This is a genomic window from Cohnella sp. GCM10020058, assembly GCF_042683485.1.
Lineage (GTDB): Bacteria > Bacillota > Bacilli > Paenibacillales > Paenibacillaceae > Cohnella.
Map to the genome: position 1 here is coordinate 452,166 of NZ_JBHUJV010000007.1, position 12,507 is coordinate 464,672.

Annotated in this window: 8 protein-coding genes; 1 reads left to right on the forward strand and 7 read right to left on the reverse strand. The window is 59.0% G+C overall.

The window, feature by feature from the left end; all coding sequences use genetic code 11:
- The first annotated feature begins 181 nt into the window (after nucleotides 1–181).
- On the forward strand, nucleotides 182–1,459 hold the full coding sequence (locus tag ACFSR7_RS12090; protein ID WP_378161783.1) for an ammonium transporter: 1,278 nt from the start codon (nucleotides 182–184) through the stop codon (nucleotides 1,457–1,459).
- Nucleotides 1,460–1,547: 88 nt separating this feature from the next.
- On the opposite strand, the gene ACFSR7_RS12095 is transcribed toward ACFSR7_RS12090, so the two are convergent.
- The 7 genes from ACFSR7_RS12095 to ACFSR7_RS12125 all read right to left on the reverse strand — a co-directional run bounded on the left by ACFSR7_RS12095 (nucleotide 1,548) and on the right by ACFSR7_RS12125 (nucleotide 12,491).
- The gene (locus ACFSR7_RS12095) at nucleotides 1,548–3,308 is read right to left on the reverse strand and encodes a glycoside hydrolase family 2 protein (protein WP_378161785.1); all 1,761 of its coding nucleotides are present in this window, start codon (nucleotides 3,306–3,308) and stop codon (nucleotides 1,548–1,550) included.
- A complete protein-coding gene (locus tag ACFSR7_RS12100; protein ID WP_378161787.1) occupies nucleotides 3,305–5,338 on the reverse strand; it encodes an alpha-L-arabinofuranosidase C-terminal domain-containing protein in 2,034 nt (677 codons plus the stop codon). The genes ACFSR7_RS12095 and ACFSR7_RS12100 overlap by 4 nt, the downstream gene beginning before the upstream one ends.
- A 41-nt stretch (nucleotides 5,339–5,379) precedes the next feature.
- A complete protein-coding gene (locus ACFSR7_RS12105; RefSeq protein WP_378161789.1) occupies nucleotides 5,380–6,273 on the reverse strand; it encodes a carbohydrate ABC transporter permease in 894 nt (297 codons plus the stop codon).
- A 16-nt stretch (nucleotides 6,274–6,289) separates the two neighbouring features.
- Nucleotides 6,290–7,252, reverse strand: coding sequence for an ABC transporter permease (locus ACFSR7_RS12110; protein WP_378161791.1), 963 nt, complete (start codon nucleotides 7,250–7,252; stop codon nucleotides 6,290–6,292).
- Between the two features lie 126 nt (nucleotides 7,253–7,378).
- Entirely contained in the window at nucleotides 7,379–8,965 is a 1,587-nt protein-coding gene (locus ACFSR7_RS12115) for an extracellular solute-binding protein (RefSeq protein ID WP_378161793.1), read from the reverse strand.
- 124 nt (nucleotides 8,966–9,089) lie between these two features.
- Nucleotides 9,090–10,697, reverse strand: a complete 1,608-nt coding sequence (locus tag ACFSR7_RS12120) for a response regulator transcription factor (protein WP_378161794.1) — start codon at nucleotides 10,695–10,697, stop codon at nucleotides 9,090–9,092.
- 3 nt (nucleotides 10,698–10,700) lie between these two features.
- On the reverse strand, nucleotides 10,701–12,491 hold the full coding sequence (locus ACFSR7_RS12125) for a sensor histidine kinase (RefSeq protein WP_378161796.1): 1,791 nt from the start codon (nucleotides 12,489–12,491) through the stop codon (nucleotides 10,701–10,703).
- Between the last annotated feature and the right edge of the window lie 16 nt (nucleotides 12,492–12,507).

Genomic DNA, 12,507 nt, shown 5'->3' on the forward strand with positions numbered 1-12,507 from the left:
AGCGGCGCGGGATGGAACTTGCCTCGGTCTCGGGACGGAGTCGTCACCCGGACCTTTTTATATGTCATTTTTCATAACATGTTTTGTTGACATATATGACTTATAAATATATAATTTGGTCGTATTTTTATTCGGCTTGTGAGCAATCGACAAAAAATCGAATCATTTCGGGGGAAAAAGAATGACGTTGGAGACACTCTCCAGCGGCGTCGATACGATCTGGGTCGTATTGACTGCCGCGATGATCTTATTGATGGAAGGCGGCTTCGCGCTGCTCGAAGCGGGCTTCGTCCGGCAAAAAAACGCGGTAAGCATCATTATGAAGGTGTTCGTGGACATCTCCTTCGGCGCCTTGTTGTTTTACGTCGTCGGCTTCGCGCTCATGTACGGGACCGATAAGGGCGGCTTGATCGGCTGGTCCGGCTTTTTGATGAAGGGGGACCTCTCCCACCTCAGCCTGAACATTTCGACCGACACCTTCTGGCTTTTCCAATGTGCCTTCGTCATCGCCGTCATCTCCATCGTGTCCGGCGCGGTCGCCGAGCGCATTCACTTCCGCGCGTACATCGTCTATACGATCGTGATGACCGGACTCATCTATCCGATCTCCGGACACTGGATCTGGTCCGCCGGCGGCTGGCTCGCCAAGCTCGGCATGGTCGATTTCGCGGGATCGGCGGCGATCCACGCCCTCGGCGGCTTCGCCGCGCTGGCAGCCGCTTTGTTCCTCGGCCCGCGCATCGGCAGGTTCGCCGAAGACGGGCGGGTCAACATCGTCCCGCCTTCCAACCTTCCGCTGGCCAGCGTGGGCGCCTTCATCCTCTGGTTCGGCTGGTTCGGCTTCAATTCGGGAAGCACGCTCAGCGCGACCAACCCGAACATCGGCCATATCGCCGTGACGACGATGCTCGCCTCAGCCGCCGGCTGCGCGGCCTGCATTCTGTTCACGATCCTGCGCTATCAAAAAGCGGATCCGCCTACCGTCATTAACGGCGCGCTCGCCGGCCTTGTCGGCATTACGGCCGGCTGCGCCTTCGTGTCGGACGGCGCCGCCATCCTGATCGGAGCGGTCAGCGGTATCGCGATGGTGCTGGCGACCGAGTGGCTGGAGGGGCGGCGCGTCGACGACCCGGTAGGCGCCTTCGCCGTCCACGGCATATGCGGGAGCATCGGCACGCTCGCCGTCGGACTGTTCGCCGCGCCGAGCCTGTCCGCGAATGCAGGCCTGTTCTACGGCGGCGGCTGGAAGCTGCTCGGCGTTCAAGCGCTCGGCCTCGCCGTCGTCGCCGTCTGGGGCTTCGCGCTCACCTGGGGCGCCCTCAAGCTTATCAACGCTTGGCGGCCCGTGCGAGTCTCCCGCGACGAAGAGCTCGTCGGCCTCGACGTCGGCATTCACGGCGTGCCCGCCTACAGCCAGGAGCACGACTTCCTCGACATCGAGCGGCTCAGGGCGGAGTAGCGGGCCGCGCCTTGAACTCGCGCATCTTTCTTCCGAACCAACCGAAAAAGCCGATCCCGGACAACCCCGGCATCGGCTTTTTCTCATCCTACGATAAATTAATCTCCCTGATCCGTTCCAGCGGAATCTTGGGCTTGCGGTCCTCGGTCAGCAAGCCGTTAATCTCCTGCTGGACGTCGGTCACCTGCGTATAGCAGTAACCGCATATGCCTTCCACGCTGCGGATCGCGCGGGTCAGCCCCTCGAAGCGCTCGATGAACGCCTCGTCCGAGTCGACTTGATGGCCGTAGCCCCAGCCCGTTTCCGATTGGAACGCGATGCCGCCGAACTCGGTGATCATGATCGGCTGCCCCTTGTAGCCGTACCCTTCGGCGAAAGCATACTTCCACCGGTTGCACGTCGTATCGTTGCTGGCGACCGCCTCGAGATCCGCATAGCGCTTCAGCAATCCGTCCCCTGTCTCGACGTAGTCGTGCAGCGTCAAAATGTCCGACACCGTATGCTCCCAGCCGTCGTTCGTGATGACCGGACGGTTCGGATCGATCGCTTTGGTCAGATGGTAGATACCCTCGGTGAACTTCTGCTGGCTGCGGTCGCGGAGAACGGACGAAATGCCCCACGATTCGTTGAACGGCACCCATGCGACGATGCTCGGATGATTGTACTGCTGACGGACGATCTCCAGCCATTCCTTTGAAAATGTCTCGACGGCCCGGTCGCGGTACTCGAACGTCGCCGCCATCTCGGACCATACGAGCAGCCCCTTCACGTCGCACCAATAAAGAAAGCGGGCATCTTCGATCTTCATATGTTTGCGCACGCCGTTGTAGCCCATCTCCATCACCTTGTCGATGTCCTCGATGAGCGCTTCTTCGCTCGGCGGAGTCAGGTGGCTCTCCGTCCAATAGCCCTGATCGAGAATCAGGCGCTGATAGAGCGGCACGTTGTTCAGCAGCACCTTGTTTTTCTCGATCGAGATTTTGCGCATGCCGAAGTAAGAGCCGACGCGATCCACCTCCGCGCCGCCCGCATAGAGCACGAATTCGACGTCGTATAAATTCGGGTGCTCCGGCGACCACCAGCTTTTTTTCCACGGACCGTTCGCTTCGTGCACGAGCTCGACCTCGACCGAGAGACACGGACGATCGGCCTGCAGGCCGACCCGCTTCACAAGCTTGCCCTCGCGCGTAATCTCCGCTTCGAGCAGCAGATCTCCGCCCGCGCCGGTCCCGGACAACTCGTAGTCGAAACGGACGCTGTTGCGGTCGATGTCCGGCGTAATCTTGACGGTCTCCAGCCGCCGCTCCGCCGCGTACTCCAGCCATACCGTCTGCCAGATGCCGGTCGTCTGGACATAAAAGCATTCAAAGTTGTCCTTCGTCCAGCGCTGCTTGCCCCGCGGCTGCGTGCAGCTGTCGCTGTCCTCAGCCTTGACCGTAACGTTATTGTCGGCTCCGAACACCAGATAAGGCGTGATATCGAAGCAAAAAGCCCCATAGCCTCCCTGGTGGCTGCCCGCCATCGCCCCGTTCACCCATACTTTGGCGATATAGTCGACGGCCTGGAAGTGCAGCAGCACCCGCTTGCCCTCGGCCTCCTTCGGGATATCCACGGATCGGCTGTACCACACGTACGGATGGAACGCTTCCTCGCCGATCCCGCTCGCCTGCGTCTCGTACGCGAACGGCACCTGAATCTTGTGCGTGCCGCCGAGCTTGTCCTGCCATTTCTCCCGCTCTCCCGCATCGGCGTCGTCGAAGCGGAAGTCCCACTCGCCGTTCAGGTTCAACCAGTTGTCGCGCACGAACTGCGGCCTCGGATAATCCTTGATGTACGATTTGGTCGTCATACGGCATCTCCCTTATTCGCCTTGGCAGCGATCTCGATCGCATAGATCGACGACGGACGCAGCGGGTATCCGCTCCGCCATTCGGCGGCGGATACGACCCGGGTCGTGCACGCGATCTTCGCCGGCTCGAACACGGAGTTGATCTCGTCCGGCGAATCGCCGGTGATCTCGTGCAGCGCCGTCGCGTCAGAAGCCGCGAAGCCATCGAGACGAAGCTCGGTTTTGACTTCCTCCAGGCTGCGATTCACGACAAATACGGTGACGAGGGTGCCGTCCTCGTTCACGCAGGCCGCGACGTCCAAGTCCGGCAGCGCATCCAGCGCGAACGGCGCCGGCTTGGGAGATTGGACGGAGAAGCTGCCGCAGGCCGTATCGACCGGCAGCATGCGACGGATGTCGCTGCTCGCATACAGCTTCATCGCTTCGTACGTCGGGGTGCCGTATACGGTCAGGGGAAGCCCGCTCCAGCCAGCCTCCTTGCCGCAGTATTGATCCGCATAATGGTCGCCGACGCGGATGCAGCCGCCGAGCCAGCCGTTCACGAGGTCGGAGAAGCTGCCGATCTGCACCAGATCGCCGGCGCGCAGCATCTCGTTCAGATTGGCGGCATTGGCGACCGCCGCGCCGAGCGTGTGCTCCTCGGGCAATCCTTTGCGGATCGTATTCGGATAATACATCGTGTTGTATTCGGTAATCGCCAGCTTGATATGCCCATGCTCCGGCTTCGCGGCGATCTGCGCCGCGGTCTCCCGGATATCCGCCCGCGTCCATTCGGAAAAGGCCGCCATCGCCTTGTACCGCTCGTCGGCCGGCGTCTCCCGGTTCATGCCGAAGCGTCCGTAGCCGTGGTACAGATGCAGCGTCAAAAAGTCGATGTGCTCGCCTGCGATATCGAGCACGGCCCGGTTCCAGTCCTGCTCGGTATGCCCGCAGGCCAGCAGCGTTACAGCGGGGTCCGCTGCCTTCATCGCTTGCGCGAAGGCAACGCAGCGCTCGCCGAATCGTTTGGCGGAGCAGGTGCCGACCTGCCACTGCCCCCATACTTCGTTGCCGATCTCCCAATAGCGGACACGGTACGGCTCGGGATAGCCGTTGGCTGCCCGCAGGGCGCCCATCGGGGTATCGATCCCGCCGTTGCAGTATTCGACCCACTGCGCAGCTTCCTCCGGCGTGCCCGATCCGTCGTTCACGCAGATGAGCGGCTCTACCTGAAGCGCTCTGCAGAAGCCGATGAACTCGTCGGTGCCGAAATACTTGCTCGTCCAACCGCCCCAAGCCTCGTTGTACATCACGGGCCGCTCAAGTACGGGGCCGACGCCATGCTCCCAGTGATAGGCGCTGATGTAATTGCCCGCAAGCCGCATCATCCCCGCGTTGAGGTCTCGCGTCATCTCCACGACCTCCCGCTTCACGATGCCAACGCTGTCCTCGGGGAGCAGCGACACGTGATCGATCCACAGCATGCCGGTCGACACGTGGTCGACCCATCTCGGATGCGAGGCCGGTACGTACACCCGAATCTCCGCGTCGGCGCAGTCGCGCGAGATCGGCAGCCGCGCCGCGTATTCCCGCCAGTTATGGCTGATCAGGTCGATGCGGACGCTGCCGAGCGCCTCATCCGTGCGACGGTCGACCGCCTCGACGAGCAGGTAGCGCAGCTCGACGGAAGCGCGCGCCACCAGCTTGACCGCGTATCCCATCGGTCCCTTCAGCGCGGTCTTCTGCGCGATGCCGGCATACGCCTCGTCGTCGCTCAGCAGCGCGATGCGCTGGGCGCGTCCCGAATGCTTCGGGGCCGGCGCTTCGAGCGCGTACCGCGTGTTTTTGCCGTTCGAGTAGACGTCCCAGACGCCGGAGACCGCCCGTTTTCCTTCCGCCTCGCTCTCGAAGTCCATATCCTTCAGGGGGAACGCGAGCATCGCGTCCATATGATCGCGTATATCCTCTACGAAATGTCCGAACAAATAAGGGTTAATCGCATGACCGCTCGCGCGGCCGCAGTCGATCGATATCGTGGCGTTCGTTTTCAATGTGGGCCTCCATCCGCAATTCGTAATGGTTGAACGATGCTTCAGCCTTTGATCGAGCCGATCATGACGCCCTTGACGAAATGCCGTTGGACAAATGGGTACATGACCAGCACCGGCAGGCTGGATACGATGATGACCGCGTACTTGATGCTCTCCGCGAGCAGGATCTTGTCCTCGATCCCGACGCTTGCGTCGACCGCGTCGCTTTGGCTGATCATCAAAATCTCGCGCAGCACGAGCTGCAGCGGGTAGAGCGATTCCCGGCGAATATAGATGAGCGCGTTAAAAAACGAGTTCCAGTGGCCGACCGCGTAAAAGAGCACCATGACCGCCAAAATCGGCTTGGATAACGGCAGGATGATATTCCACAGCAGCCGCCAGTTGGAGCAGCCGTCCATGTGGGCGGCCTCCTGCAGCTCCCAGGGAATGCTGGCCTGAAAGTAGGTTCGCATGACGATCAGATTGTACGTGGCGATCGCGCCGGGCACGATCAGCGCCCATACCGTATCGACCATGTGCAAATTTTTGACCAGCATATAAGTAGGGATGAGGCCTCCGCTGAAAAACATCGTAAGCGTGACGATCACCATCAGCAGCTTGCGCCCCGGCAGATCCGGCCTCGACAGCGGATAGGCCGCCAGAATGGTCATGATCATATTGACGAGCGTGCCGACCGTAGCGTAAAAAATCGTATTGCGGTAGCCCGTCCAGATTTTCCCGTTGTGCAGGATGTTCTCGTAGGCGGCCAACGTCAAGCCTTTGGGCAGCAGCCACACCTGCCCGCCGAGCACCTTTGCCGGATCGCTGAACGAAGCGCTGACGACGAAGATGAGCGGATACAGCACGACGAGGATGATCAGCACGGCGAGGACGTTTACGACAACATCGAATACGCGGCCGTCCGACGCGCTTTTTACGGTCGTTTGCTTGGCCATCGCGAGTTTCCTCCTTTTACCATAGACTCGTCTCCGCCGTCTTGCGCGCGAACCGGTTCACGAACAGCAGGAGCGTCAGGTTGATCAGCGAGTTGAACAGCCCGATCGCGGCCGTATAGCTGTACTCCCCTTTGAGGATGCCCGTCGTGTAGACGAACGTCGAGATGACGTCGCTCGATTCGAGATTCAGGTTGTTCTGCATGAGCAGTATTTTTTCGAATCCGACGTCCATGAAATGGCCGATATCCAAGATAAGCAGTATAACGATGACCGGCACAATTCCCGGCAGGGATACATGCCAGATGCGCCGCAGGCGCGATGCGCCATCCATTTTCGCCGCCTCGTACAGCTGCGGATTGACGCCGCTGAGCGCCGCGATATAGATGATCGACTGCCAGCCCATGTTCTGCCAAATATTCGAACTGATGAAGATCGTCTTGAACCAGCCTGCGGACTCCATGAAGCGGACAGGCTCTCCGCCGAACCACTCGATCAGCTTGTTGACCGGTCCGGTATTGGGGGACAGAAAGACCGAGAGGATGCCGACGATGACGACGACCGACATGAAATGCGGGATAAACGTAATGTTCTGGAGCCACTTGCCGAAGGACTTGCTGCGAAGCTCGTTCACGATCAGCGCCAGCAGGATCGGCACCGGAAACGCGATCAGCAAGGAGAACAGGTTGATGGACAACGTATTCCACAGCAATCTCTTAAAGTAATACGATTCGAAAAACCGCCTAAAATGCTCGAAGCCTACCCATTCGCTGCCGCCGATGCCCTTGCCCGGGTTGAAATTTTTGAACGCGATCTGCAATCCGTACAACGGTCCGTAGTTAAAAATCAAATACCAGGCGATCGGCAACAGGAGCATCAGATACAGATCATACCGTTTGGCCATCCGTCTCAACAGGCCGCCGCCCTGTCGCTTGCGGCGATCGGGCGCCGCCGCGACCGCCTTGGCTTGTGCGCTCTCCATGCGTATCTACTCCTATCCTGAGCGGGGGGATGACTCTCTTTGGACTTCGTCTTGCGGGCAAGTTCGTCCAAAGAGAGGGCTCCCGATTCGTTCCGTTCGCTTTTTCAAGGCTGGCCGAAACCGATTTTACTTTGCCATCTTGTCGTAAGCGTCCTGATAGATCTGCTGCAGCTCGTCGACCTTCAGCTTCTTCAGCGTCGTCTGGAATTCGTCCCACTTGTCGAAGCTCAGCGCGCCAGCGATGAACTTCGTGCTCTGTTCCTCGTAGTACTTGTCGAGATCATTGCGCAGGATGTTGACCTTCTGCGCCGTCTCCTCGTCGAACATCGGCGATGCGTAGCGGACCTTCGGCATGTACGGATCGAGCTTTTTCTGCGCTTCCTGCACCTGCGGCGGATCGATGAAGGAGGCGACCTTTTCGCTGATGATGTGCGGGGCGCCGCCGCCTGCGTACGGCGTGATTTTCGATTGGTTGCCCGAATCGAGGAAGGCTTGGGTGTAGTAAGGAATGCCGTCCTTCACTTCGTAATTCTCGCCTTCCCTGCCGAATCGCAGCAGCGTGGATCCTTCGTCGCTGTAGAAGTAATCGATCCAGCGCATCGTCACATCGGGATATTTGTTGACGGAGGTGATGGCGAATGCGCCGAAGTCGCGCGCGACCGGCGCGCCCTGACTTTGCAGTTGATCGCCGTGCGGACCTTTCAGCGGAGCGATGCCGGTATACTGATCTTGGATCGTCAAGAAGTTGTTATTCGTCTGATCGAAGAAAAAGCCGGTGTTGCCCGTTCCTTGCTTAGCCAAATAGTCCGCTTCTTTCTGGGAAAACATCTCGGGATCGAGCAGCTTTTCTTTATAAAGCTTATTCAGATACATGAGCATCTCTTTGTTCCGGTCGTTGCCCATCCAAATTTCAACCTTGTCGTTCTCCAGGTTAATGTTGTAGCCGAACTGCAAATCCAGGCCGAACGAGCCGCTCATCATCGCGACGATCGGCAGCCCCTGTCCGGCTACCGGAGCGCGGGCGGTCATCGGCAGCTCGTCTTTTTTGCCGTTTCCGTTCGGATCCTGATCTCTGAAGGCGACCAGCACGTTATACAAATCGTCCGTCGTCTCCGGTATTTTCAAATTCAGCTTGTTCAGCCAAGCCTGATTGATCCATTTTTTGTCCGTGCGGGCCGCGTCCAGGGTGACGATGGCGGGAATGGCGTAAATATGGCCTTCCGGCGTCGTGATGCCCGCGCGAATCTCCGGATATTGCTCCATCAGCTGCTTCAGGTTCGGCGCGTATCGATCGAGCAGATCCTCTAGAGGTATCAGCTGTCCGGCGGCTCCGTACCGCGTCGCTTCAAGCTGCGAGAGTCCCGAGCGGTACAAGGCGTCGGGAAGCTCGTTGGACGCGAAGAGCAGGTTTTTCTTCTCCTGGAAGCCGTCCGTCGGCGCTTCGGTGAACTCCACCTGAACGTTGCTCATTTTCTCGTAATCCTGAAATACGGGCATGTCCTTGAACGGTCCGTTCACGGGAGCGGTCCGGGTGAACATCTTCAGCTTGATCGGCTGGTCCACGATCGGGAATCCGCTCGCCTTTACGGCATTGCCGGACGAAGCGGCGGACGCCGCTCCCCCATCGGAGCCGGAATTCGAACTGCATCCCGCAAGCACCAGACTGGAAGCGACCACCGTGCCGATCGCGCAGCTTTTCCAGTTTTTACGCATACAACTATGACCTCCGCTTTGTGTGTTTTCACCGAACCGACGTTGTAAGCGTTTTACCGGCGTGTTTTCATTTTAGCCGCCCTTCAAACGGTGCCCATTGCAATATTATGACTATTTACTCCACTTATTTGACGTCTCGCTCCCCGTTCAAGTAGGCTTGCGGCGTCATGCCCTTCAATTCCTTGAATACTTTGAAAAAGTAATTGTAGCTGGCGAAGCCCGCCTGCGTGCTGATCTGCTTGATCGAATACCGTCCGCTCTCCAGCAGCTTGCAGCTGACGTCGATGCGAACCCGGTTCAAATATTCGGAAAAGGTCGCGCGCGTCTCTTCCTTGAAAATCCGGCTCAAATACGACGGATTGAGGCCGATCGCGCCAGCCGCCAGCTCCAGCGTGATGTAGCCCTGATATTTCTCGAGAATCAGCTCGACAGCCTGCGATACGTGCCGGGAGTATGGACCGCTCGCGCGCTGTTGCTTCAGCAGCTTGAGCAGCCCGGCATAATAAGACTGGAGCCACAGCTCCAGCTCGCCGATCTCCGCGATTTTCCCAAGAGCGGCGCGAGGCGGCAGCTCGTTCTCGGCCGCTTCGGACGATACCGTCGGCATCCATTTCTTGAAGGCTTTGTCGCCGGTCTGCAAGAGCTCGCTGACGATCATCTGCACCGTCTGGGAATGGACGGGCCGTCCGCGAACCGAAGAAAACACGGCGGACAGCAGCCGGTGCATACCTTCCTTGTCCATTCGCTCGATCGCGAGCAAGAGCTCCTTCTGCTCTTCGATCGTCAGCGAGACGCGCTCATTGAACAGGCTCTCCCGATCGGCGGACGGCGAGGCGTCGAGCGCTTTTACCGCGGCGCCATAGCTGGCGCCGAACTGCGATAGGCTGCCGCATAGATAACCGGGCGCGGCTATGCATTTGAGATTGAGAAGTAATTCGAGCCCGTGCTGCAGCTTCGCAAGCGATCTGCCGAGCTCGCCGGCGGCCGCATGCTCGCTCCGTTCCTCGAATGCGAACAGAACGATCATGCGCCCGTCCTCTGCATAAGCCGCAGCCCGCTCGCGGATGTCGCCCAGACTTTGCTGCACGATATCGACGGCCTGCTGCGCAAGCCGATTCGTCTGCACGTCGCTGTAAGACGCCGTCGACAGCCGGAAGGACACGATCTGCACGGCTGCGGCCGCGTAGCAGACCGCTCCCCGGAAGAACCCGTTCCGCTCGGCCGCGGCCGCCAGATTCGCTGCGGCGTCCGGCTTCCCTCTCGCCAAATCCGCGAGAGAATCGCGAACGAGCGCGATGCCGTCCCGGTCCTCGGTTGTTTTTTCGGCGACCTTGTTCCCGGGCTGCCGTTCATTGTCCGGCCGTTTCCGGGCGGCCTTGTTCAAGATCGCCAGCAGCGACGCGTCGTCCAACCGATGCTTGAGCAGGTAATCGACGGCGCCGTCCCTCAGGCATTCCCTTACGTAGTCGTAGTCGTCATAACTGCTCAGCATGATCGTCCGCACGGACGGATGCTTTTCTTTAATCATTCGATTGAGCGTCACGCCGTTCATCTCCGGCATGTTCACGTCGATGATCGCGATATGGGGCGCCGAGCGTTCGATGGACGTCAGCGCCGCAACGCCGTTATGGGCTTCGCCGCACAGTTCGAAGCCTTCCTCGTTCCAATCCAGCAGCGTCGTCAGATGATGGCGCACCAACGGCTCGTCGTCTACAAGCAGCACCCGGAACATGGCTCACCGCACCTCCTTCATTGAGATATCCGCTTCTCTTAGCAGGGGAAAACGAACTTCCGCCGTCGTATACAGCCCCGGCTCGCTGTACAGCTTCACGCCGTACGGTTCGCCGTACATCCGGAAGATCCGCTCGTGTACGCTTCGCACGCCCATACCGGAAAATCGCGAAGGCTGCTCCGAATCGTCCGGCCGCGCCAGGAGCATGTCCATCCGTTCCTTCGTCATGCCTTTGCCGTTGTCGGTCACTTCGATCTTGAGGTCTCCCTGCTCCGCATAGACGCGAACGAGAACGACGCCCCCGGACGGACCGACCCCATGGACGATCGCGTTCTCCACGAGCGGTTGGATCATCAGCTTGAGTACCGGACACGCCAGCAATTCCTCGTCCTCGATTTGCGCCTGCAGCCGGATCGGCTCCATGAATTTGTATTTCTCGAGCGCGACGTAGCTGGTCACATAGTTTAATTCCTCGCGTAACGGGAGAAATTCATTCGAATTGCCCAGCACGCCGCGCATCAGTTCGATCAGCGCGCCGGATGCCTCTTCGATATTGGGCACCCCGTTGAGCTTGGCCAAGTACTTGATGGTGTTGAGCGAATTATAGAGAAAATGAGGCCTGATTTGCGCCTGCAGCGCAGTTAATTCCGCTTCGCGCTTCTTTTTCTCGCTCGTCCGGATATCTTCCATCAGCCGCTTCAACTCCTCCACCATGCCGATAAAGACCTGGTAGAGCTCGCCGATTTCGTCCTTGGACCTGATCTCGATCTTGGGAAAAGAGAGATTGCCGTCTTTGACGCGGGTCATCATCGACTTCAGCCTCCTGATGTTGATGGTCGTCCGGGCGGACATCTGAAGCGAGCCGATCAGGACGACGGCAAAGACGATGACCGACACTTCGATCATCAGATTGCGGATTCTCGCAGACTCGCTGAGCAGCGAATCCGTCGGAATCAGCGCCAGCGTCGTCCATCCCGTATAAGCGGATAGCCGGCGAACGACGATATAGGCTCTGCCGTCGATTTTCATTTCCGCGGCATCTCCCGCTCCCGCGAATCGCCGCTTGACGCCGACCAAGGTCTCGCTGGAAGGCGCGGAGGAAGGCGCCGAATCGGTCGCGTAGACGAATTCGTCCTGCCCGTCCAGAACGTACAGCAGACTGTCCGCAGTCGGCTTCACCGCGTACGTTTTTTGGATAAATTCATAATTCAAATCCACCATGACGACGCCGATCGCCTCGCGATCGTAACGGATCTCGCGCCCGACGGTAATGGCGTCGGCCGTCCCCTGCGGCTTAAAATAAGCGTGACGAGAGCCGTTTCTCAGGAGATAGTCCATCATCGGCGTGTCCAGAACCGTCCGGTCGATCCAGGGACTGCCCGAAAAAAAAACCTTCCCGTTCAGCCCCACGACGGCGATGCGCGTAATGTAAGGTTTATAATCGATGAGCCCCGACAAAAATCCGGTAATCAGCTTCTGCTCCTGAAACCATTCATAGCTGATCTCCTCGCTTGGACTCCTGATCGTGTCGATGACGGCATACTTGTTGGTCACGACCACGGTGTTCAGCCGATCGATCTCCTGCAGCATGATATTAAGCGATTCGTCCGCTTGACGGATGCTGTCCAGCACCGATGTGACCGCGTTCTCCTTGATCGTCTCGCGCATATTCACGTAGACGATGCCGGCCACGGACACGATCGACAGCAGCGTCACCAGGGCGAACGCGATAAAAATTTTTCCCTGCATGTTCAACCTGGGCGAGATCCGCCCTCGAAGAGCCGTCAGCTTCATCTATCGCGAGCTCCTT